We start from the raw sequence: 21,891 nt of genomic DNA, 5'->3' as shown, positions 1-21,891 counted from the left end.
GGTGCCAGGGAGGGTGATGAGGGGCTTCAATCGGCCGATCGGCCGATAAGGCGGTTCGGTAAGGCAGTTCAGGGCGTGCGAGGGGAAGGGTGGGCGGGACGCGGAGGGTGCTACTGGTTACAGGGGCGGGCGTCAGGGTTCATGCCGGAGCCGGATTCAGCCCGTACGTCGCCGGGTCACCCGGTGCTTGCGGGCCCGGTGCTTGCGGGCCCGGTGCTTGCGGGCCCGGTGCTGGCACGCAGTGAGATCGGCGGCGCGAGCAGGTGGTGCCGGGCCGGTGCTTCGGGATGGTCGAGCCGCTCGACCAGCAGGTCGACGGCGAGGCGGCCCATCTGTTCCGCGGGGACGTCCGCGGCCGTGAGCTGCGGGGTCACCGTCTCCGCCCACCGGCTGGCGACGACCCCGGTGACGGAGAAGTCGCGCGGCACATGGCGGCCGGCTTTGGCCAGTCCCCGGTAGAGGCCGCCCAGCGCGGCCTCGTTCAGCGTGACCAGCGCCGTGGTGGCCGGCTCGTCGTGCAGGATCCGCTCCAGACATGCCTGGCCGGAGGATGCGTCATCCCCGCAGCAGTACGTACGGCTGGTGACTCCGCGCTCCGCCGCGGCCTTGGTGAAACCTTCGAGCCCACGGTGAGCGGATTCGTACCCGGCTCGCAGGAGCTGTTCGGGCCGGTTGACGAAGGCGATCGTGCGGTGCCCGAGGTCGGCGAGGTGGTGGACGCAGGCCTCCGCCAGAGCGGTGTGGTCCAGGCCGACCCACCAGCCGTTCTCCGGATGTGCCGTGCGGCCGATGGCGACGGCGGGGAGGCCCACCGAGTTGAGGTGGTCGAACCTGTCGTCCTGGAGCCGGAGTTCCATCAGGATCGCGCCGTCGACCCGACGCTCACCCAGGAGCCGCTGGAACGAGCGGTCACTGTCCATACCGCTGGGAGAGAGCAGCACGTCGTAGTCCTTGGCCGCGGCGGCCTCGACGACATTGCCGATGAAATCGAGCTGCATGCCGGTGTAGTGGTTACCGGCCGGCGGGAAGACCAGACCGATGGTGTTGGTCCGGCCGTTGGCCAGGGCGCGCGCACTCGCGTTGGGCTGGTAGCCCAGCTCGTCGATGACCCGCTGGATCTTCTGGCGGGTGCCGTCCGACACCGGCCGTTTGCCGCTCAGCACGTACGACACGGTGCTGCGCGAGACACCTGCCCGCTTGGCGATCTCACCAATGTTCACGGGACTCCTTGCTCGAACTGCTCGAACCGGTTCGACGATCTCGGGAAAGGAGACCGAGGTCGGCCGCTGGCGCTGAGGGCTTTATACCGATGGCGACCGGGTGTCGAACCGGTTCGCGTGAAGTGAAGGTAAGTACAAGCCACGGAGGTGTCAATGCCTCTCCGCACTTCCCGTAACTGTCACGAAACCTCGCCGGGTCGGCATCTCCCCCCGTCCGCAGCTCCGAATGCCGCCTGCCACCTGCGGATATAAGGATCTCGCGACTTGACTCACACCGGGCGGCGGGTCGACGCGCCGCAGGTTTCCGTGTCGCGGGTATTGCTGGCTGGTTTTCCTCGGTGCTAGCTTCCCGATCCGGTTGGCGTTCGAACCGGTTCGACCCATCGATGAGCACAGGGATCCGTCGCGGCACGGATTCCCCCTACGCCGGCACCGGGCCCACGGCGGCACACGGTTCCCGTACGCCCACTCGTACGGCATCGCCGTGCGCCTGACGCCTCACTCCTCTACGAAGCCACGGAGATCCCCTTGCGACCCAGAAGAAGAACGGCGGGAGCCGTTGCCATCGCGGCGGCGGTCATCGCCTCCACACTTGGCATGTCCGCCGCCGGAGAGGCCGACGCGGCGGAGCCGGAGAAACTGGTGATCGACCTCGCCACCGACACCGGTGCCTTCCACGGCGGCGCCAGCGGCAGCCTGTACGGGATCTACGGCGACGGAGCGCCCAGCCGCAACCTCATCGAGGGCATGCACGTCCGCACGGTGTCCACCAAGGCGCAGGACGGTCCGCAGCACCCCGGGGCGGACGCGCTGGAGATCCTGCCGCCGTTCGTGGACTCGGGCGGCAAGGACGTCTACATCTACATGACCGACATCTACCGCGGCTTCCCGTACCAGTGGCCGGGCGCGGACGGTCCCGCGCGGCTCGCCGACTTCAAGGAGAAGCTCAAGAAGCAGGTCCAGCAGGTCCTCACCATGGGCGACTACAAGGACAACGTCGTCTACGTCCCCTTCAACGAGCCCGAAGGGAACATGTTCGGCACCGGCAAGTGGAGCTACAACGGGGTCTCCTGGCGCACGAACCCGCAGCCCTACTTCGAGGCCTGGAAGGAGGCCTACCACCTCATCAAGGACCTGGACCCGGACGCGCGCATCGCGGGCCCGAACACCTCCGTCCTCTACAACGAGATCAAGGGCTTCCTGCAGTACGCCAAGGCCAATGACGTCGTCCCCGACGTGATGACCTGGCACGAGCTGTCCAGCCCGGCCGCGGTCCGTACGAGCGTCGCGAAGTACCGGCAGTGGGAACGTGAGATCGGGATCGGCCCGCTGCCCATCAACGTCAACGAGTACGGGCACAACTACCACCTCTCCGTGCCCGGCCAGGTCATCCAGTGGGTCTCGGCGATCGAGGAGTCGAAGATCGACGCCGACCTCGCGTACTGGAACATCGACGGCAACCTCAACGACTCGGCCGTGGAGGCCAACAAGGGCAACGGCCAGTGGTGGCTGTTCAACGCGTACGGCCAGATGTCGGGCCACACGGTGGAAGTGACCGCCCCGCACCCCAACCAGCAGTACACGCTCCAGGGCGTCGCCACGCTGGACGAGGACAAGAAGCAGTCCCGGGCGATCTTCGGCGGCAAGAGCGGTGACGCGGACATCGTCTTCAAGAACATCGACCCGAAGCTGCTCGGCACGGCGGTGCGCGCCACCGTGCAGGAGATCCCGTGGACCGGCCAGGTCGGTGACTCGGCCCAGCCGCTGCGGCTCGCTGACCAGGAGGTCACGGTCGGCGAGGACGGCACGGTCACGCTCCCGATGACCGGCATGAACGAGATGTCCGCCTACCAGGTCATCCTCTCCCCAGGAGGGAACGGCGGGGAGCCTGCCGATCCCTCCGTCAGCTGGCGGAAGTCCTACGAGGCGGAGAACGCCACCTACACCGGCGGCGGCTACTCCAAGAACGGTCCCGAGGGCACGCCCTCCAACGTCGGCAAGTTCGCGACCAGCGGCAACTACAACGTCGGCGGCCTGCGCACCGGCTCCGACGGGGTGCTCGCCTTCGACGTGGAGGTGCCGAAGGACGGCACGTACGACCTGAGTGTCTTCGCCAACTCCTACAACCTGTTCGACCGGGTGAAGGAGCAGGGCCCGACCAACGTCTTCCTGCGCGTCGACGGCAAGGACCCGCAGGAGCTGCGTCTGCCGCTCGGCTACAAGTGGGTGGTGTGGGGCCACACCGACACCACGGTGAAGCTGACCGCCGGCAAGCACAAGATCACGCTCGCCGCGCAGGACCCGGACCTCGGCGTCACCAAGGGCGACGCGATCATCGACAAGATCGACCTGTCACTGCGTGACGAGAACGTGACCCGGCCGGCGATCTACGAGGCCGAGTACGCCACCCTCACGGGCACCCTGCCCGGCTACACCCACCCCGGCGCCTCGGGCCCGGGCGCGGTGCCGCTGCCCAAGGGAGCCTCCGCGACCTTCTGGGTCCACTCCCCCGCCGACGGCGAGGCGACGGTGTCCCTCGACCACCTCGGCGGCGGCAGGGCGAAGGTGTCCCTCAACGGCGAGAAGCTCGACATCCCCAGGGTGGGAGCCGGTAAGAAGGGCACGGACGTCACGCGGGTGTTCCTGTCCGGCGGCATCAACAAGATCACCGTCACCGGCACCAAGAAGGAACTGATCGTCGACCGGCTGCGGGTCACCCCGTCGAGCGGCAACCTGGTGACGAAGGTGTACCAGGCCGAGGACGGCACGTTGAGCGGCGCCGCCAAGGTCACAGAGGCGTACACCTTCGCCACGGGCGGCAAGGCGGTCACCGACATCGGCGACGGAAAGGCGAACGCCCTCACCGTCGACGTCGACGCCGAGCGGGCCGGGCGGCACGCGGTGACCATCCGCTACTCCAACGCCGAACAGGCACCCGCCACCCACTACAACCCCGACCCGATCGCCCGCCACGCCGACCTCTCGGTGAACGGCGAGGCGGCGCACAGGGTGTTGTTCCCGACCACCTTCCACTTCAACGACTTCCGGGAACTGACGGTCCCGGTGACGCTGAAGGAGGGAACGAACCGGATCAGTTTCACGGCGGAGGAACTCCCCGACTTCGACGGCACCACCTACAACCAGTACGACCAGCGATCCCCGTACGCACCGGTGATCGACCGGATCGCCGTCACCCCGCTGACGGAGAAATAGGCTTCCGAAACAGCCCTCCGGGCACCTCGCAGTCCACCAGGACGCCGGTCCGCTCCCCCGGGCCGGCGGCCTGGTGTGCCGAGCTGAGCCGTGGAGGCCGTAGAGGCTGAGGCATTGTCAGGCCTCTCTGCCACGATCGGCGCATGGGATTCTTCGATGATCTGGTACTGCCGGAGGAGCCGGCCGCTGAGCGGGCCGTGTTGGTCCGGCTGGGACCGCCGGGAGAGGACGACGGGAAGTACGCGCCGCCCGTCGACAGGTTTGCGCCGGCGCTGCTGTCGCAGCTCGGGGTGGCCGGGGCCGGTCCGCACACCCGGGTGCTGCTGACGGGGTGGTCGCTGTGGCCGCGTGCGGCCACCTTGCATCTGTCGGTCTTCCGCAAGACCCGCTGGCAGAGCGCGGACTCGCGCCGGCAGTCCGGGCTGCGGGCCGGCCTGCGGATCAGCGACGGCCGGCAAGCGGCAGACCGCCGCGCCCCGCGTCGCTGGGTGGCGCTGCCTTCGCGGCTTCAGCGCTGAGTGCCGGTCGGGTCTGCGAGGGCCGTAGGCAGGGGCTACGCCGGGAAGAGCTCGGGCAGCAGCCGGTGGGCGTCGGCGCGGGCCGGTTCGACCGCGTCGACGGGCGCCGACGATGCCGGCCAGCGCAGCGTCACGCCGATGTCTGCCCAGCCGCCGACGGTGGCCAGGAACTTGTCCAACGCCGGGTTGGACAGCCCGCGGGCCTGCAACGGCGCGACGTGCCGGACGAAGAACTCACCGATGCGCCGCTCCACGTCGGCGGCCGCAGCCGGATCCGTCGTCATCAGCCGGTACCACGCGACCGCGCCGCGGGGCGACATGGCTGCGACGTTGGAGTAGCTGCCGTGCGCGCCGCGGGCCAGCCCGGAGGCCAGCAGGTGGCCGGGCACGAAGATCGACAACTGGGGCACGGCGTCCGCCATGGCCGCGTACCAGGCGGCGTCGCCACCGGCCATCTTGACCCCGACGAGCTGGAGAACCTCGGCGGCCACCCGTCCGAGGAGCGGCGGCGGCACCTGGGTCTTGGCGTGCGGCGGGTTGTAGAGCACCAGCGGCACGTCGCCGGCGGTCTCGGCGGCACCGACCAGGAATCGCACGACCTCGTCGTCGCGCAGTGGGACCCAGTCCGGCAGGATCACCTGGATGGCGCCCGGTCGCAGCGCAGCCGCGCGCCGGATGCGATCGAGCATCGTCGGCGCGGCGGGATGCGAGGCACCGATCTGGTACGGCAACCCGGCTGCCTCGCACCGCCCCGCCAGCACCGCGTTCACCCGGTCGAACTCGGCTTCGTCGAGGGTGTGGAACTCGCCCGCTGTGCCGTGGGCGTAGATGCCGTCGACGCCGCTGGTCAGCAGCACGTCGAGCTGGCCCGCCAGCCGGTCCCAGACGATGTCGCCCCGCCCTTCGACGGGGAGCAGGAGCGTGCCCCACACTCCGGTGACCTGGTCCGCGGCCAATGGCTTCATCAGGGCTCCCTCCGGACGGGGCGAGTTTAGGCCCTGTCTCCCCGATCTTCGCGGGCGCACGACGCCTGGCACGGCACCTCGCCGCACGGCCGCATCACCCAAGTACGTCCAGTACGAGGGCGATGCGGCCGCACGCCGATGCACCGCACCAGACGCCGCGCGCTGATCCGCGAAGATCGGGGAGACAGAACCTAGCCTCGGGCTTTCGCGAGGTGTGCCGTGCGGGGAGTTCGTTCGCCGCGTAAGTCCGCCGTCAACGCCGAGCGGTTGCTTGTGGCTTCCTATACCGTTTCTCGGACAGTTCCTCCTGAAGCCTTGGCGGTGGGCATGCCCAATGGCACAGCTGACCGGGGATTGCGCGGTCGGCGCAGCGAGTGCGAAGCGCTTGATCGGCTGTTGGAGGATGTGCGAGCGGGGCGAAGTCGGGTGCTGGTGCTGCGGGGCGCCTCGGGGATCGGCAAGACCGCGTTGCTCGATTACCTGGTGGTCAGGGCGTCGAGGTGTCGCATCGTACGAGCGGCGGGTGTCGAGTCCGAGATGGAGCTCGCGTTCGCCGGTCTGCATCAGCTGTGCGCGCCGATGCTGGATCGCCTGGAACACCTGCCGGGCCCGCAGGGCGATGCGCTGGGTACGGCGTTCGGGCTGAGCGCCGGGGGGACGCCGGACCGCTTTCTGGTGGGGCTGGCCGTCCTCGGTCTGCTGTCCGGGGCGGCCGAGGAGCAGCCGTTGGTGTGCCTGGTCGACGACGCACAGTGGCTCGATCGGGCGTCGGCTCAGGTACTCGCGTTCGTGGCGCGCCGCCTCCTGGCGGAATCGGTCGCCTTGGTGTTCGCGGTGCGCGAGCCCAGCGAGGAGCAGGTGCAGGAGCAGGAGTTGGCGGGGCTTCCGGAGCTGGTGGTCAAAGGGCTCAGTGTGGACGATGCCCACGCACTGCTGGACTCGGCGATTCCCGGGCGGCTGGACGAACGCGTACGAGACCGGATCGTCGCCGAGACGCACGGTAACCCGCTCGCCTTGCTGGAGTTGCCCCGCAGTCTGACCGCGGCGGAGCTTGCGGGCGGGTTCGGGCTTCCCGACGCGCGGCCGCTGGCGAGCCGGATCGAGCAGAGCTTCCTGCGGCGGATTCAGCCGCTCCCGGTGGACACGCGACGACTTCTGCTGACAGCGGCGGCCGAGCCGGTGGGCGATGTGACCTTGTTGTGGCGGGCCGCCGAGCGGCTCGGGATCAAAGCCGACGCGGCGGCCCCGGCCGAGAGCGCGGGGCTGATCGAGTTCGGTGCCCGGGTGCGTTTCCGTCATCCGCTGGTGCGCTCGGCGGCCTACCGGGCGGCGGGCGTGCCCGAGCGGCAGGAGGTACATCGCGTACTGGCCGAGGCGACCGATCCTCGATCGGATCCCGATCGCCGGGCGTGGCATCGAGCCCACGCGGCCGTCGGGCCCGACGAGGCGGTCGCCGGCGAGCTGGAGCGGTCGGCCGACCGGGCACAGGGCCGCGGCGGAGTCGCGGCGGCGGCAGCGTTCTTGGAGCGGGCGACCGAGTTGACCCCCGATCCGGCCCGGCGCGGAGCGCGGGCGCTGGCCGCCGCGCAGGCCAAGTTCGAGGCCGCCGCGCCCGATGTGGCGTACGAGCTCCTCGCAACGGCGGAGCTGGGCCCGTTGGACGAGCTTCAGCGTGCACGGCTGGCGCGGCTGCGTGCCCAGATCGTGTTCGCCCGCAGCCGTGGGAGTGACGCCCCGCCGTTGCTGCTCGATGCCGCCAAGCGGCTCGAACCCCTGGACCGCGGGCTGGCACGTGAGACGTACCTCGAAGCGCTCGGAGCGGCGGTCTTCGCCGGCCGGCTCAGCGGCCGCCAAGGGGTGCGGGAGGTGGCGGAGGCCGCTCGTGCCGCGTCCCCGGGGCCGCAGCCGCCCCGGCCGATCGACCTCCTCCTGGATGGCGTGGCGACGCGGTTCACCGAGGGCTGCGTGGCAGGCGTACCGCCGCTGCGGCGCGCGCTGCACGCGTTCCGGGCCGAGGCTCTACGCGATGAGGACGACGTCAGGCGCTGGCTCGGGCTGTGCCCTGTCGCACAGGAAACGGCCGCCCACGAGCTGTGGGACGGCGAACTGTGGGACGAGCTGGCCACGCGCGCGGTCCGGCTCGCCCGCGAGGCCGGCACGCTCACCGTTCTTCCCACGGCGCTCGTCTACCGCGCGGGCGTGCATCTGCACGCCGGGGAGTTCGCCACCGCGTCGGCGCTGATCGAAGAGGCCGACGCGATCACGGCGGCGACCGGCAACGCGCGCGTGAGGTACACCTCGCTGGTGCTCGTGGCCTGGCGCGGCGAGGAGGTCCCGGCGTTGGAGCTGATCGAGGCCGACGTCCGGGAGGCGACCGTCAGGGGCGAGGGCAGGGTGCTCGGCATGGCCGGGTACGTGACGGCGGTGCTGTACAACGGTCTCGGCCGTTACGAGGCTGCCCTCGCCGGTGCCCAACACGCTTGCGGGCACGAGGACTTGGGGTTCTTCGGCTGGTCCCTCGCCGAGCTCGTCGAGGCGGCCGCCCGAAGCGGCGCCCAAGAGGAGGCCACTGTCGCCCTGCGGCAGCTCGACGAACGCACACGAGCGGCGGGCACGGACTGGGCGCTCGGCATCCAGGCCCGGTCGAGCGCGCTGCTGAGCGACGGCGACACTGCCGAGTACCTCTACCGCGAGGCGATCGAGCGTCTGGGGCGCACCCGGATCGCCGTTCACCTCGCCCGCGCCCACCTGGTGTACGGCGAGTGGCTGCGGCGCGAGAACCGACGCCTGGACGCCCGCGAGCAACTGCGTACCGCCCACCAGATGCTCAGCCGTATCGGAGCCGACGCGTTCGCCGAGCGCGCCCGCCGCGAGCTGCTCGCCACCGGAGAGACCGTACGCAAACGCACGGTCAGCACGGTCAGCACGCGCGAGGTACTGACCGCTCAGGAAGCACAGATCGCCCGGCTCGGTGCCGAGGGCCACACCAACCCGGAGATCGGCAGCCAGCTCTTCATCAGCCCCCGAACCGTCGAGTACCACATGGGCAAGGTGCTCACGAAGCTCGGCATCAGCTCCCGCAGACAGCTCCGCGTTGCCCTGCGAACCTCGGAAGCCTCGGAACGGGCGGTCTCGCAGGCGTAGCGGGCCCACCGGCCGGAGGAGTGCATGCGGGTCCGGCCCTGCCCGGTGCCTCGGGCTGTGGCCGCGTCGGCCAGGGGCTCGACTGGGGTGTTCCACGGATGCGACCGGTACTGCCCGGGTGCGACGTTGGTGGCCGGGCGCAAAGACCGTCGCGCACCAGTGGCATCACACCAGTGGCATCAGTGGAGGACACATCATGAAGTTCGCAGTCATGGGCGGTACGGGGCTGATCGGCTCGCAGGTCGTGAAGAAGCTCAATGCCGCCGGGCACGAGGCGGTGCCGCACTCGCAGTCCACCGGAGTCGACGTACTCACGGGACAGGGCCTGGAGAAGGCAATGGCCGACGCCGACGTCGTCATCAACCTGACGAACTCCCCGACCTTCGACGAAGCTTCCCCGGCCTTCTTCCAGACCTCCATGGACAACCTCCTCACCGCTGCCCAGAAGAGCGGTGTCGGCCACTTCGTCATCCTCTCGATCGTCGGCGTGGACCAGGTACCCGAGCTGGACTACTACCGGGCCAAGGCGCTCCAGGAGGACATCCTCAAGGCCGGACCGGTCCCCTACTCGATCGTCCGTGCCACCCAGTTCATGGAGTTCATGAACGCGGTCCTGTCCTGGACCACCGACGGCGACACCGTCCGCCTGCCCACCACTCCGCTCCAGCCGATCGCCGCCCAGGATGTCTCCGACGCGGTCGCCGAAGTCGCCGCGGGCGCCCCCTTGCAGGGCATCCGCAACATCGCAGGGCCTGACGTCTTCCCCCTCGACGAACTCGGCAGGATCACCCTGGCCGCCCACCCCGACGGCCGTACGGTCACCACCGACGACACCGCCGGCATGTTCGCCGCCGTCCACGGTGACGTCCTCATCGCCAGGCAGGACGCCCACATCGCCCCCACCCACTACGCCGACTGGCTCTCCTGAACCAGTCCGGCAGTCCTCACGGCGGGGCAGCCCACGACTGCCCCGCTACTCGGCAGGACTTCGGTCACGCCTCCGTGGTCCTCCTGGTCATCCGCCCGCGGGCACGCACGGCGCCGCCGCGCGTCCGTGGCGGGCAGCCCGTCAGGCTCCAGGCGACGAACCTGACCCCGACCCTCTACCGGAAGCTGCATACGGGAGGAACCGCTCAGCGGTGATACGCGTCCTCCGGCCGAGCGAGGAGGGCATGTGGTCGTACGAGTGCTGCGAGGCGTACGAGGAGAGCGAGTCGTACGGGGAGAGCGGCGAAGCGGGCGGCGGTGGGAGTACGGGCTCGTCGTGTGCGCCCTCGACGTCACCGGGCTGCTGGTTCTGCACTCCGCCGTGCCCAACCGGGTCGGGCGTCTCGGGAGCACCCTGGAGACGTTTCTGCCGTGGCTGGGCGTGGCCGTGCCCCTCCTGGGCTGCCTCGCTCTGCTCAAGCGGTCGGCGGTGGGGCTGCTCGCCTGTCTGCCGCCCGTGTTCGCCTGGCTCTGGCTGTTCGGCGGGCTGTGGTTCGGCTCGTCCCCGGACTCGTACGACCTGACCGTCGTCCAGCACAACGTGGCCGACGACAACTCCGACCACTCCACCACCGCACGGGCGCTGCTCGGCGCGCGGGGCGACCTCGTGGCCGTGCAGGAGCTGACGCCCGCGGCGGCTCCCACGTACGAGGGCGTCCTGGGCGCCTCCCACCCCCACCGGGCACTCCACGGCACGGTCGCGCTCTGGTCCGCGTACCCCCTATCGGACGTGCAAGCCGTGGACATCCGGCCCGCGGGCTTCCCGGACAGTTGGCAACGCGGTCTGCGGGCCACGGTCGCCGCGCCCGAGGGAGAGACCGCGGTGTACGTGGTCCATCTGCCGTCGATCCGCCTCGGCGCGACCGGCATGGCGTCGGCGGCCCGCGACGAGAGCGCGGCCCTGCTCGGGGCACGGATCGCGGACGACCCGGCCGACCGGCTCCTGGTCGTCGGCGACCTCAACGGCACCGTGCAGGACCGGGGACTCGACCCGCTCACGTCCCAACTCTCCGCTCCCGCCAAAGGGTTCGCGTTCAGCTGGCCGGCTTCCCTGCCGGTGGCGCGGATCGACCACGTACTCGGCAGGGGTGTCGTGGTGGCCGAGGTCTCGACCCTGGACGCGACCGGGAGCGACCACTTGCCGGTCGTCGGCCGCGTACGTCTTGGTTAGGTACTACCGAACCCACCGCCCCGTTCCGCCCTTACCTCCGACGTAATCGACGCTCCGTCGGCGCCCCGGCAGGCTGTGTCCCATGACGCCAACGCCCACCACCACCGCGGACGCCACCCGAGCCACCGTCCAGAAGTTCCTCGCCCTCCGCCTCGCCGGAGACACCGAGGGGCTCACCACACTCTTCGCCGACGAAGTCGACTGGCTGCTCGCCGAGAATCCCGTGGTCCCCTGGATCCGGCCCCGCTCCACCGCTGCCGAATGCGCCGGCCAGTCCACGGAGTTGGCCGAGCACACCGTGTCCGAGGACGCCCGCGCGTCCGTCGACACTTTCCTCGTCGACGGCACCGACGCCGTCCTGATGGGGCACCTCTCGGGGACCGTCCGCGCGACGGGCAAGCCCTTCGCGGGCCCCTTCGCGCTGCGCCTCACCGTCGAGAGCGGCCGGATCACCCGCCACCACCTGTACGAGAACAGCGTGTCGATCGCGGCGGCGTGCACCCCCTGACGACGTGGGCGGTGCTCAGCTTGTCTTTTATGGTCTGAGTAGGTTTCGTTCGGTGATGCTCTCGGGTCGTTTCACGGTCTTGCCCACGTCGTAGCGGGTGGCGGGCCGCCGGTTCTTTGAGCCAAGTGGCCGTCCAGGGCCGGGAGTTGAGGGTTTCGGCGCACGGGCCGGACAGTGCAGGTGTGGGCGGAGGTTTCTGAACCCCCGGCGGACGCGGGCCGGGGTGAGGCGGCCGGGCTCAGCGGGCTTCTCCCAGGGGCGGCGGAGGTCGGCAGCGGCCTGGCGGAGGAGGCGGAGCTGGGTGTGGGCGGCGATGATCAGCCACGTCCAGCGGTCTCCGGCCTCGGGGGTGCGGATCTTCGGGCGGGTCCAGCCCAGGGTCTGTTTGATCATGCGGAAGGTGTGTTCCAGGTCGAATCTCCTCAGGAACGCCTGCCGGCGGACGTCGACGTCCTCGCCGGTCAGACCGGTGGCGGATGACTACAGCCACACGGGTAGCGGGTCTCCGCCGCCGGGCAGGTGGTCGACCTGGAGGCGGATCAACGTGCCCTCGATGACGGGGAGTTCGCCGGTGTGGTCGATCCACGCGGAACGGGTGGTCGGGCAACCGACGGAATGCTGTGACCTGCTGAAACGTGGCTCCAACCGAGTGAAGGTCCCGCGCAGAATCATGGAGTTTCCCGGTGAACTTCCGTACGCCGACCTGTGACTGAGCGCTTCAGCTGGCCATTGAGTTGCTTCACTTGGCCACTTTGGTGCTCAGCGGCGCGCAGGGGCCAATGACGGTGGCATCTGGGGGCCGGAGCGTGGGCCTGGTCGCAGGCTCAGGTCAATAGCAGGCCGATTCCGATCAGCAGCGCTGTGCACGCCAGTGCCGTAACCAGGAAGATTGTGCGCTTGCTTGCACCGCGGAGGCGTAGAGCAAGGGCCAGCGGGCCGACAGGAGTGATCTTGTTGTTCATGGCAGTTCTCCTTGATGAGCTGGATGAATCCGGACCGGATGCATTCGGGGGTTCAGGAGACGTCTTGTTGCAGGGCGTCCCGCAGTCGCAGCAGTTCGCGGCGGCGGGACTGCGCCCGGACCAGGACGAGTCCTGCGGCGGCGATGAGGACGACACCGACCAGGGCAGTGGCCAGTGCCTCGGCCGTGGTGGCGCGTGCCGCGGCCAGTGCCGTCCCGGCGACGCCGGTCACCGCGGTGACCACGAGCGCGAGCCGTGCTCCCAGCACCCGGTCCCGGGCGAACAGCGGTCGACGCCTGCTCAGGACCCAGCCGGCGAAGGCGGCCCAGGCCAGCCCGACGGCGATCAGTCCGGCGAAGGCGGCCTGGGTACGTGCAGGAAGTGGGTGCGGCTCGGTGGCCCACAGCACCGCGATGAGTGCCGCCGCGCACCCTCCCGCGAGTCCCACGGCCACGTGGCGCATCCGGGAGGCCAGCGAGACTTCCGCCGCCAGTGCGCGCTCCAGCTCCTTGGGTACATCCCGCCGAGCTGCGGGGTTCTGCTCGCTCATGCCTCGTATCCCCTCTCGACAAGGCTGCTCCGCAACATGCGGCGCGCGCGGTGCAGCCTGCTCTTGACCGTGCCGGGCGGTACGCCGAGCACCTCCGCACAGGCGGCCAGAGGCAGATCCTGCAGGTGGAACAGGACCAGCACCTCGCGCTCCAGGGGCGGCAGCCCGGTAAGGCCGGCTTCGACCTGCATCGTGGTCAGCACGCCGCCGAGCGAGTCGTCGTCATAGACGACGGCACCCGCCTCCTCCACGGACGTCTCCGGAGCCTGGTACGCCTGCCGCAGATGGTCGGCGACCGTGCGCCGGGCGATGGTGAACAGCCACGGGGCGAACCGCTCCGGCTGCCGCAACCGCGGCAGCCCGCGCACCACAGCGACCCACGCCTCCTGGGCAAGATCGTCCGCGAGGTGCGGCGAGCCGACCATGCCCCGCACGTAGCGCCACAAAGGGGCATGCCAGACGCGCACCAGCTCGCGGAGCGCGTCCCGCTCCCCGAGCTGGCAGCGCACCACCAGCAGCCCATCGCGTCGCCCGTCGCCGCTCACCGCACCTCCCTGTCTCGCACCATGTGTCATCGAGACAGTCGGCATTCGGGCCAGAAAGGTTCACAGGCCCTTGAGTGACCGGTCAGACGTCCGTTCACCACGCCGAAGACCTCCTGGCATGAGTGGCCAAGTGAAGCACTCAATGGCCAACTGAGGCGCTCAGCTTGTTCTTTATGGTCTGACCTCGAACGATGCCCCGAACGTGATCACTCGTACGAGAATTCCGGGGACGTGAACACGGCCTCCGTTTGATCCTGTGCTCCGACCAAAGGGGCACCTGATGTCCCGTCTCATTCGGTCTTGCCGATGGGCAGTTCAGTGACCAGGGAGGATGCAATCAGCGGTGAGGCGCACGCAGGCCCGTGTCTCAGGTTGCCTTGCCTGTGAGGCGCGCATGGCGGCCGTCGTCTCAGTTTGTGTTGTCAGGTAAGGGCTTTTCGGTGCCCTGCACCCTCTCAGTGGGGTCGGGGACTGGCGCGGTGGCTCCTGCTCCGTTTCCAGTCCTCGACCCTGTTCAGTGCTCGAGATGGAAGGTCAGCAGCGACGCGTCCTTTCCTTCGAACTTCGTCGGAGTGATGTCGACGTGCCCACCGGTGCCGCTGAACGTGCCCGTGCCGCCGGCGACGGCGAAGGTCGTTTTCGTCTCGAGGTTCGCGGCCTCCTCACCGCCTGCGAAGACAAGGTTGCCCTTGTCCTCCAGGCGGACCGTGCAGTCCAGCAGGAAGCTGCCGCCCTCCAGGAACTGGATCTGAGTGAGCGAATCTCCGGCCGACTTCCCCTTCACCACCGCTGGATCCTCGAACAGCTGCACATCGCCTGGGTCCATGCTGGCCGGGTCGCCGAAGACCGGCTCTTGATGAACGAGGACGACCTGCAGCGTCTTGCCGTGCTTGTCCGCCGCGCCGCCGTCCCCGCCGCCTGCCGCGGCGGACGTCGGCGCCATGAGGCTGGCTAGCAGCAGGGCGAGCATCGCCCCGACCGCCAGCGCCAGTCGGCGCAGAGATCCTGGGTGGATCTGCTTCATCGGATTCCTCCCGTGGTCGACCGGAAGAGCAGGACGGGGGATACGAACGTCGATCCCCTCTGCGGCGATCGTCTGCGACTTCGGCCTGAAACACACCGCAACCGCCGTCAAACAGGTGAATCAACCATCCCGGTCAGAACATCAGAAAGCGGGATCTGGGAGCTGTACGCCCGCGCCGTCCGCCGAAGAGTGGCTACTGCTGGTGCAGTCCTTGCCTGGCGAGGGGCAGGAAGGTCTCACTGTCCCCCTCATGGCGTGGGGGATCGGCGAGGGGGCATTGGGGAGTTGGGTGGCCAGGTTCCGGCGCATTCACCCGGTTGCGTGGATCTTTTCCCCCGAGCTGCCGAGCGGCACGCCGGCCCTCGTCGTCTCACCTGACCTTGTCCCTCGCAAGCGGATTGGAGAGCGTCAGGTGAGACAGAGGCAAGATTGCGAGGCGGGACACCTGACCAGCACGAAGGCCGTGGGGGAATGAGTCTGCTGCATCACGACGTCCAGCGGGAAGCGTTCGCGGTGGCGTCACACTTCCGAGACGACTTCTTCGATTGCCTGACCGCGCGTGGGGACACGCTGTTCGAGCTGACCGACGCGTTGCTGTGCGCGGACGGCCCGGTGACCACGCCGGTAGACCTCACACTGACGGCCGAGCACCGGCGCGGGCACGGCGCGATGTACGACGCGCTGAACAGCGGCAACGTCGATGTGCCGCGGCTGCGGCAGGTGCTGGCCGGGCTGCCGCAGCCCGAGGCCGCCGACGGGCGTCTGGTCCTGGCGGTGGACGTCACCCACTGGCTCCGGCCGGACGCGCCGACCAGCCCGGACCGCTTGTTCTGCCACGTCTACGGCCGCAGCGGACGCTCCTCGGACCAGTTCGTCCCCGGCTGGCCCTACTCCTTCGTCGCTGCGCTGGAATCGGGCCGCACCTCCTGGTGCCAGATCCTGGACGCACTGCGGCTGGGGCCAACCGACGACGTCGCCGAGGTCACCGCCGACCAGGTCCGCCGCGTGGTCAAGGACCTCTGGCCCGACGACGTCCCGGTCCAGGTCCACGGCATGGACTCGGATCCGTTCTTCGCCAGGGAGGGCGACGTGGACGCAGGCCGGGCGCTCGTCGAGAGGGCGGCGGATGCCGAACTGTTCCTCTACCCCGGCGACAGGCACCTGTTCACCGACAGCAGCCTGCCGTCGCACGACGAACACGCCACAACGCAGGCCACCGATCGAGTGGTGGACTTCCTCGACCGCATCAAATAGCCCGGCATTTCGGCGAGGACTACCAAGGCCAAAGGCAGCTCGCTCCAACCTCCGCTTCCAAGACCGGCGTGTCGTCGACCTCGAAGCCCGCGTCCCCGACTCGGGATCAACGACGTGGTCCTGCCTCGCTGACCACCTCTCAGGCCGCGGTGTACCCCAACTGCCGTCGCATGTACGGAGTCATGAGGTTCTTCGCCTTGGCCAGGGTGCTGGTCCGGCCGCCGAGGACCGCCGTCTCGCCGCCCGGTACGGGCAGCATCGTCACCCCGTCGGCCGGGCCGAAGGGCACGATCAGCGGGGTGCGGTGGATCGGCCGGTAGAAGCGGGGCTCCTTGCGGTGCTTGCCCGAACTCTGCAGGTACGTACGGATGTTGTGGGCGGCCAGGTCCGCCTGGGCGAGCGCGGCGGGGGTGAGCTTGAGCTCGCTGATGTTGTTCACGTCGCCGACCGCGAACACGTTCTTCCACCCCTCGACCCGGAGCGCCTTGTCGACCTTGACCTGTCCGGCCGCGTTCAGCCAGTCGCCGTGCCCGGCCAGCCGCAGCCAGAGCGTGTTGGGGGTCGTGCCCGTGGTCCAGAAGGAGAGGTCGGCGTCGATGATGTTGCCGCGGGCGTCGCGATAGGTGCCGAAGTCGTTGCCGGGCGACATGAAGGAGTCGAGCCGTACCTCCACATCGTGCGACTCCAGCCAGGAGCGGGCCTTGCGCCCGGCCCGCGCACTGCCCGTGGAGTGGAGCAGCGCAGGGCCGGAGTGGGCGAGCGTCACCCGGGCGTCCGGCCGGGCCAGCCGGATCTCGGCGGCGAGTTCGACGCCGGAGGGCCCGCCGCCGACGACGAGGGTGTGCTCGGCGGTGGCGATGTTGTGCTGGTGTTCGGCGAACGACTTGGCCGCCTCCTCGGGGGTGGTGCCGGTGAAACGGGCCGGTTCGGGATAGTCGGCGCCGGTGGCGATCACCACCACGTCGTACGGCAGCCGTTCACCGGTGGCGAGCACCACCTGCCGTTCGCCGGTGTCCACGCGGACCACCTTGCCCACGGCCAGCCGGCCGTTGGTGAGCAGCCGGTCGTACGGAATGAAGGGCGCCCCCGTCCACTCCGGATCAACGCCGGCGCGCAGGGAGGCGACGCGGTGGAAGAAGACCTCCTTGCGGTCCACCAGCGTGACGCGCGCCTGCCCGTCCAACCGTTTCGCCAGACGGACGCCCGCATAGCCGCCGCCGATCACCACTACGTCGCGGTCCCGCACGTCAACTCTCCTGTGCCTTGTGGGGGGAACGAGGGCCGCGACGCATGCCGCCGTGTTTCGGCCACCCGACTGCTGGCGAGCGTATGACTTGAAACTTAAAGTTGCGGGCTTGTGTTGTGTGAATTCTGTGAAGTGACGGGACGAATGAGCCGATGTATGGCCCGTCGCAAGCAACGGTCCTGACCGAGCGGCAGGTTCGGCCGTTTCGGGACCCCTCCCGGCCGGGTCGGATCACAATGCTCGCCGGACACGTTGGTCTGCGAGACACGTGAGGCCTTATGAGTGAACCGCGGCTGGACCGGCTGGCTGCCGGGATGAGGGATGGGTCCAAGTGGTTCGGGGCGCGGCGGCGGAAGAAGGCCGCGGAGGAGTTGGCCGTGCTCGGCACGGCCGAAGCCGTGGCCGTGCTCGCCGACGTGTTCGTGCACGGCGGCGATCCGGTCGTGGCCGAGATCGCGCGCGCTGCCGTGCTGGCCGTATCGGAGCCGGACGCGATCGACGCCGTCGCGGACGCCCTCGTCTCGACCGGTGACGGCCGGCTCGCCGAACTGCTCGCGAAGGCGGGCCGCAGGCCCTCGGATCCCGGGCGGCATGCCCTGGTGCTGTTCCTCGCCGGGGAGTTCGACCGGTACGCCGAACTCGACTACGACGGAAGCCTGTTGCGGGGCGTCCATGCCGGGGCCGGGGAGGCGCTGCGCCGCCGGCTGGCCGAGAAGGCGCGGGCCGGAGGGCGGCTGGAATGGGTGCGGGTCGTCGCCGAAGGGGCCGCGCGCCGCAACGGGCCGCTGTCCGAGGTCGAGTGGGACGCGGCGGTCCAGACGCTGACGGGCGCCCGGCGGTGGGAGGAGCTGTGGCGGCTGGCGCTCGACGCGCCGGTGGCGCGGGCGGCACCGGTCATCCGGGCGGTGGGGGACGCGGACTGGCAGCCGAGCGAGAGCGACCGGGCCGGCTTTGCCGAGCTGGTGCGGCTGTCGCAGCGGGCCTGCGCAGCGGAACTCCCCGCCACGAGTGCGTTCGGCGAGCAGCAGGCGCGGGCCGTCTTGGCTGCCGCCGATGTCCAGTCCATGACCGTGACCCGCGACGGAAAACTGGTGATCAGCGGCAGCAGCAGGGGCCACACGCAGCTATGGGTGGCGCCCTCGGGATCGCCGGCGGGCAAGCTCTGGGAAGCGCTGAAGGAGCCCTCGGGATCGCCGGCGGACTTGTTCAAGATGCCGGGGAGCCCGCCCCCGGACGCCGAGTCGAAGCGCGTCCTGACCATGGCGACCACTCCCGACGGAAAGCTGCTGATCACGGGAGACCTGGGCGGGGCGATCAAGCTCTGGAAACTCCCCTATGGCAGACCGGCCGGGGAGTACGCGCACACCATGGCCAAGCGCAACGCGGTGCTGGGCAGCAATCTTCTGGCTGTCGCACTGTCTCCGGACGGCGACCTGCTGGCCAGCGGGGGATACGGCCCGAACGTACAGTTGTGGCGCCTTTCCTCGGGCAGGCTGACCCCGACCGCCACCCTGCGCGCAGACTCGCTCTGGGTTCCGTGCCTGGCCGTGACGCCGGACGGGAACATGCTCATCAGCGGGGGGCAGAAGGGGAATCTGCGTCTGTGGAAGTTGCCCGCCGGCGCGCCGATCCGCGCTCTCGAGGGTCACACCGACCATGTCGGCTCCCTGGCGATCACCCCGGACGGCTCGCTGCTGGCCAGCGGCGGTTACGACCGCACGGTCCGGCTGTGGCATCTGCCGTCGGGTGAGCCTGCGGGCGTTCTCACCGGGCACACCGACCTGATTCGCGCGCTGGCCGTGACGCCGGACGGCAAGCTGCTCGCGAGTGCCGGCAAGGACAGGGTCGTACGGCTGTGGCATCTGCCCTCCGGGGATCCGGCCGGGGAGTTGAAGGGCCACACGGGCATTGTCGAGTGCCTGGCCGTGAGCCCGGACGGCTCGCTGCTGGCCAGCGGATCGGGCAATGGCCGCATGCTCTGGTGGACCCGCAAGCTGTCGCCGCTCGACACTCTGGTCCGTACGCCCCTCGCCGAGGTGGACCCCGCCCGGATACGCCAACTGGCAAAAATCTCCGGCGAGTTCACCAAAGCGGATCGGGTCTGGTTCGATCTGGTCGCCGCCCTCGTACGGTGGCGCCACCGGCACGACGTCGAACTCCTCGACGCGTCGTACGGCGACCAGGCCGCACCTCACGACGTGGAGCTGACCGACGACACCCCCCAAGGTCCCGACCGGAGTTCCGGCCGGCCGGGGCGCAACCGGAAGCAGAAGGGGAAGGGGAGGCGATGAGCCCCATGGACAGGGCCCGCCGGGTGCTGCGCAGGCTGCTCCCGGGACGTACGGAGCAAGCCCTGCGCCTCCAGCGGGAGTTGAGGCAGGCCCGCCTCGAGGTCGCCGAGCGCGACAGGACCGTGGAGCGGCTGCGGGTCGAGCTCGCGCGGGCCCGCGACGGCGCGGAAGAGGGCGCCCGGCAGCGGACCCGGGCCGATCTGGAGCAGCTGGTCACGACGATCGGCTCGCCCCTCGTGCAGCTGTCGACGCAGGCGCATCTGCATCGCTCGGACAGCACGAAGGTGCGTACGGGCGACGTCGTCGAGGTCGGCACCCGGCTGCTGCGTCTGCTGCGCGACGTGGGCGTCGACACCATCGGCGAGGCGGGCGAGACGCAGCCGTTCGACCCGGACCGCCACGAGCCACTGAGCGCGACGGCGGCGCCCGCGCCCGGCGAGCCCGTGCTGATCCGGGTCGTCGGCCTGACCCTGGAGGGCCGGACCGTACGCAAGGCGGGTATAGACATCCCCGGGCGCGACACGCGCCCCACAGGGGCGCGGGGCTCTGACACTTACGGCTCCGCCGCGGGGGCGCGACCAGCCACGACGCACCCGCAGCCAGAAAACAACCTTCCAGTGGACGAGACGCACAAGAGGGAGGGCCGCTGATGGCGGGAAGACTTGGTGTCGACTTCGGTACGAGCAACACCGTCGCGGCCGTCTGGGACGAGGTGTCCGGCGAGAGCGTGACCGTCCGCATTCCCGACTACGGGCGGCTGCTCGGCCATGGCTCCCACCGGGTGCCCGTGGTGCCGTCGGTGATCCACTACGCTGAGGACGGGCGGCAGTTGCTCGGCGACCAGGTGCTGTCGGCGGGCAAGTACCACGCGGCGGGCACCTTCCGCTGGATGAAGCGCTACATCTCCAACCGCAGCCCGCAGAAGATAGCCGTGGGCGGACGCAAGGTGTCGCACGACGAAGCCGGCCGCGACTTCCTGTCCACGGTCCTGGCCTTCGCCACCGTCGAGGCGGGCACCGAGGGCGAGGAGATCGCCCTGACCGCCCCGGTCGAGTCGTTCGAGCACTACGAGGACTGGCTCGCCGAGGCGGCCGAGACGGCGGGCATGCCCCGCTTCCGGCTGATCGACGAGCCGTCGGCGGCCGTGCTCGGCTATGGCGCGCACATCCGGCCCGGCCACGCGTACCTGATGTTCGACTTCGGCGGCGGCACGGTCCAGGCGGCCGTCGTACGCGTACAGGATGAGGACGACCGGGCGGGCTCCGGCCGGTACTGCCGGGTCCTGGGCAAGGCGGGTGATGACATCGGCGGATCCACCATCGACCAGTGGATCTACGAGGAACTCCTCGCCCGCTGCGAACGCCATGACAGCGACGAGGACGTACGCCGCCTCAGCCGGGCCCTGCTGGTGGAGTGCGAGCGGGCCAAGGAGGCGCTGTCCGAGCCGGGCCGCGAACGCGCCGAGATCAGCGTCATGAACCCGGACACCGGAGCCGTACTCGGCATCGAGCTGATCCGCAGCGGTCCGGAACCCGCCGGTGAGCGCGTGGTGTCGTTCGAGGACCTGCTGGACCGGCGGGACCTGTACGCCCGTATCGACCGGGTCGTACGCCGCGCGCTGCGGGCGGCGGCCACCCGCGGCTACGACGAGGACGACCTGTCCGCGGTGCTGATGGTCGGCGGCAGCAGCCTGATCCCGTCCGTGCGCAGGACTCTGGAGCGCATCTTCGGCCGTGAACGGGTGCTCAGCGACCGGCCGTTGGACGCGGTGGCGCGCGGCGCGGCGGCCTTCGCGGCGGGCACGGACTTCTACGACCACATCCAGCACGACTACGCGGTGCGCTGGTTCGACCGGAAGAGCGGGCGCTACGAGTACCGCACCTGTGTGAAGGCCGGTACGGCCTACCCGACCACCGAGCCGGTGCACACCATGACGGTACGCGCGACCCAGGACGGGCAGCACGAACTCGGCCTCGCCATCTACGAACTCGCCGGCCGCCGCCACGACGGCACCACCAGTGGCGGCGGTGGCGGTACGGAGCTGGTGTGCGACCCCTCGGGCGCCTGGCGGGTCCGGGAGATCTCGGCCGAGGACGACGACACCCGCAACCGGTTCTGGATCAACGAACAGAGCCCGATGTTCCTGCACGCCAAGCCGCCCGCGTCCGCCGGGCAGGCGCGGTTTCGCGTGGAGTTCGGTATTGATGCCAACAAGCGGCTGCTGCTGACCGCGCACGATCTGGTCAGCGGGCGGGTCACCCACCGCGACTACCCCGTGGTGAAGCTGACGTAG

The 21,891-nt window shown here is 69.9% G+C and carries 17 protein-coding genes and 2 pseudogenes; 11 read left to right on the top strand and 8 right to left on the bottom strand.

What is annotated here, in order from left to right; all coding sequences use genetic code 11:
• Positions 1 to 176: 176 nt before the first annotated feature.
• Positions 177 to 1,220: a LacI family DNA-binding transcriptional regulator gene (locus ACYVO6_RS11290; protein WP_461059969.1), complete on the bottom strand. Its 1,044-nt coding sequence runs from the start codon at positions 1,218 to 1,220 to the stop codon at positions 177 to 179.
• A 528-nt stretch (positions 1,221 to 1,748) separates the two neighbouring features.
• Here ACYVO6_RS11290 and ACYVO6_RS11285 point away from each other — a divergent pair.
• Positions 1,749 to 4,433 carry a cellulosome protein gene (locus ACYVO6_RS11285; protein WP_461059967.1) on the top strand — a complete coding sequence of 895 codons (2,685 nt, stop codon included), beginning with the start codon at positions 1,749 to 1,751 and terminating at the stop codon, positions 4,431 to 4,433.
• A 143-nt stretch (positions 4,434 to 4,576) separates the two neighbouring features.
• Complete coding sequence (locus ACYVO6_RS11280) at positions 4,577 to 4,951, top strand: hypothetical protein (protein WP_461059965.1); 375 nt, start codon at positions 4,577 to 4,579, stop codon at positions 4,949 to 4,951.
• A 35-nt stretch (positions 4,952 to 4,986) separates the two neighbouring features.
• Here ACYVO6_RS11280 and ACYVO6_RS11275 read toward each other — a convergent pair whose 3' ends face one another.
• A complete protein-coding gene (locus ACYVO6_RS11275; RefSeq protein WP_461059963.1) occupies positions 4,987 to 5,916 on the bottom strand; it encodes a dihydrodipicolinate synthase family protein in 930 nt (309 codons plus the stop codon).
• A 327-nt stretch (positions 5,917 to 6,243) separates the two neighbouring features.
• Here ACYVO6_RS11275 and ACYVO6_RS11270 point away from each other — a divergent pair, with 327 nt between their 5' ends.
• The 4 genes from ACYVO6_RS11270 to ACYVO6_RS11255 all read left to right on the top strand — a co-directional run bounded on the left by ACYVO6_RS11270 (position 6,244) and on the right by ACYVO6_RS11255 (position 11,726).
• Entirely contained in the window at positions 6,244 to 9,060 is a 2,817-nt protein-coding gene (locus tag ACYVO6_RS11270; RefSeq protein ID WP_461059961.1) for a helix-turn-helix transcriptional regulator, read from the top strand.
• A gap of 196 nt (positions 9,061 to 9,256) precedes the next feature.
• Positions 9,257 to 9,988, top strand: coding sequence for an SDR family oxidoreductase (locus ACYVO6_RS11265; protein ID WP_461059959.1), 732 nt, complete (start codon positions 9,257 to 9,259; stop codon positions 9,986 to 9,988).
• 246 nt (positions 9,989 to 10,234) lie between these two features.
• Positions 10,235 to 11,218 carry an endonuclease/exonuclease/phosphatase family protein gene (locus tag ACYVO6_RS11260; RefSeq protein WP_461059957.1) on the top strand — a complete coding sequence of 328 codons (984 nt, stop codon included), beginning with the start codon at positions 10,235 to 10,237 and terminating at the stop codon, positions 11,216 to 11,218.
• Positions 11,219 to 11,300: 82 nt separating this feature from the next.
• Complete coding sequence (locus ACYVO6_RS11255; protein WP_461059955.1) at positions 11,301 to 11,726, top strand: nuclear transport factor 2 family protein; 426 nt, start codon at positions 11,301 to 11,303, stop codon at positions 11,724 to 11,726.
• 51 nt (positions 11,727 to 11,777) lie between these two features.
• On the opposite strand, the pseudogene ACYVO6_RS11250 reads toward ACYVO6_RS11255, so the two are convergent.
• From ACYVO6_RS11250 to ACYVO6_RS11230, 5 genes and pseudogenes are all read right to left on the bottom strand, one after another.
• Positions 11,778 to 12,326: pseudogene (locus ACYVO6_RS11250) on the bottom strand (NF041680 family putative transposase); the annotation flags it as partial.
• 224 nt (positions 12,327 to 12,550) lie between these two features.
• Positions 12,551 to 12,688, bottom strand: coding sequence for a hypothetical protein (locus tag ACYVO6_RS11245; protein WP_461059953.1), 138 nt, complete (start codon positions 12,686 to 12,688; stop codon positions 12,551 to 12,553).
• A gap of 52 nt (positions 12,689 to 12,740) precedes the next feature.
• On the bottom strand, positions 12,741 to 13,238 hold the full coding sequence (locus tag ACYVO6_RS11240) for a transmembrane transport protein (RefSeq protein ID WP_461059951.1): 498 nt from the start codon (positions 13,236 to 13,238) through the stop codon (positions 12,741 to 12,743).
• The gene (locus tag ACYVO6_RS11235; protein WP_461059949.1) at positions 13,235 to 13,783 is read right to left on the bottom strand and encodes an RNA polymerase sigma factor; all 549 of its coding nucleotides are present in this window, start codon (positions 13,781 to 13,783) and stop codon (positions 13,235 to 13,237) included. The genes ACYVO6_RS11240 and ACYVO6_RS11235 overlap by 4 nt, the downstream gene beginning before the upstream one ends.
• 514 nt (positions 13,784 to 14,297) lie before the next feature.
• Positions 14,298 to 14,807, bottom strand: a complete 510-nt coding sequence (locus tag ACYVO6_RS11230) for a hypothetical protein (RefSeq protein WP_461059947.1) — start codon at positions 14,805 to 14,807, stop codon at positions 14,298 to 14,300.
• Positions 14,808 to 15,278: 471 nt separating this feature from the next.
• Here ACYVO6_RS11230 and ACYVO6_RS11225 point away from each other — a divergent pair.
• Both ACYVO6_RS11225 and ACYVO6_RS11220 read left to right on the top strand, forming a co-directional pair.
• Positions 15,279 to 15,827, top strand: a pseudogene (locus ACYVO6_RS11225) (transposase); the annotation flags it as partial.
• Positions 15,828 to 15,860: 33 nt separating this feature from the next.
• The gene (locus ACYVO6_RS11220; RefSeq protein ID WP_461060029.1) at positions 15,861 to 16,061 is read left to right on the top strand and encodes a dienelactone hydrolase family protein; all 201 of its coding nucleotides are present in this window, start codon (positions 15,861 to 15,863) and stop codon (positions 16,059 to 16,061) included.
• A gap of 139 nt (positions 16,062 to 16,200) precedes the next feature.
• Here the strand turns inward: ACYVO6_RS11220 and ACYVO6_RS11215 are convergent, their stop codons facing one another.
• Positions 16,201 to 17,307 (bottom strand): NAD(P)/FAD-dependent oxidoreductase, encoded by a 1,107-nt coding sequence (locus tag ACYVO6_RS11215; RefSeq protein ID WP_461059945.1) that lies wholly within the window; start codon positions 17,305 to 17,307, stop codon positions 16,201 to 16,203.
• Positions 17,308 to 17,585: 278 nt separating this feature from the next.
• On the opposite strand from ACYVO6_RS11215, the gene ACYVO6_RS11210 reads away from it, so the two are divergent.
• From ACYVO6_RS11210 to ACYVO6_RS11200, 3 genes are read left to right on the top strand one after another with little or no spacing between them, the layout of a single operon-like run.
• Entirely contained in the window at positions 17,586 to 19,598 is a 2,013-nt protein-coding gene (locus ACYVO6_RS11210; protein WP_461059943.1) for a WD40 repeat domain-containing protein, read from the top strand.
• Positions 19,595 to 20,248: a hypothetical protein gene (locus tag ACYVO6_RS11205; RefSeq protein ID WP_461059941.1), complete on the top strand. Its 654-nt coding sequence runs from the start codon at positions 19,595 to 19,597 to the stop codon at positions 20,246 to 20,248. The genes ACYVO6_RS11210 and ACYVO6_RS11205 overlap by 4 nt, the downstream gene beginning before the upstream one ends.
• Positions 20,248 to 21,891, top strand: coding sequence for an Hsp70 family protein (locus tag ACYVO6_RS11200; RefSeq protein ID WP_461059939.1), 1,644 nt, complete (start codon positions 20,248 to 20,250; stop codon positions 21,889 to 21,891). Before ACYVO6_RS11205 ends, ACYVO6_RS11200 begins: the two co-directional genes overlap by 1 nt.

It is taken from the genome of Streptomyces pseudoechinosporeus (assembly GCF_054783935.1).
The sequence above is the reverse complement of the archived record's forward strand: the minus strand, read 5'-3'. Positions and strand labels throughout refer to the sequence as shown.

Bases quoted from the DNA above. Each gene is read 5' to 3' on its own strand.
- ACYVO6_RS11275 (WP_461059963.1), bottom strand. From the start codon at position 5,916: ATGAAGCCATTGGCCGCGGACCAGGTCACCGGAGTGTGGGGCACGCTC.
- ACYVO6_RS11210 (WP_461059943.1), top strand. From the start codon at position 17,586: ATGAGTGAACCGCGGCTGGACCGGCTGGCTGCCGGGATGAGGGATGGG.
- ACYVO6_RS11230 (WP_461059947.1), bottom strand. From the start codon at position 14,807: ATGAAGCAGATCCACCCAGGATCTCTGCGCCGACTGGCGCTGGCGGTC.
- ACYVO6_RS11205 (WP_461059941.1), top strand. From the start codon at position 19,595: ATGAGCCCCATGGACAGGGCCCGCCGGGTGCTGCGCAGGCTGCTCCCG.
- ACYVO6_RS11270 (WP_461059961.1), top strand. From the start codon at position 6,244: ATGCCCAATGGCACAGCTGACCGGGGATTGCGCGGTCGGCGCAGCGAG.
- ACYVO6_RS11200 (WP_461059939.1), top strand. From the start codon at position 20,248: ATGGCGGGAAGACTTGGTGTCGACTTCGGTACGAGCAACACCGTCGCG.
- ACYVO6_RS11280 (WP_461059965.1), top strand. From the start codon at position 4,577: ATGGGATTCTTCGATGATCTGGTACTGCCGGAGGAGCCGGCCGCTGAG.
- ACYVO6_RS11255 (WP_461059955.1), top strand. From the start codon at position 11,301: ATGACGCCAACGCCCACCACCACCGCGGACGCCACCCGAGCCACCGTC.
- ACYVO6_RS11265 (WP_461059959.1), top strand. From the start codon at position 9,257: ATGAAGTTCGCAGTCATGGGCGGTACGGGGCTGATCGGCTCGCAGGTC.
- ACYVO6_RS11245 (WP_461059953.1), bottom strand. From the start codon at position 12,688: ATGAACAACAAGATCACTCCTGTCGGCCCGCTGGCCCTTGCTCTACGC.
- ACYVO6_RS11240 (WP_461059951.1), bottom strand. From the start codon at position 13,238: ATGAGCGAGCAGAACCCCGCAGCTCGGCGGGATGTACCCAAGGAGCTG.
- ACYVO6_RS11220 (WP_461060029.1), top strand. From the start codon at position 15,861: ATGGACTCGGATCCGTTCTTCGCCAGGGAGGGCGACGTGGACGCAGGC.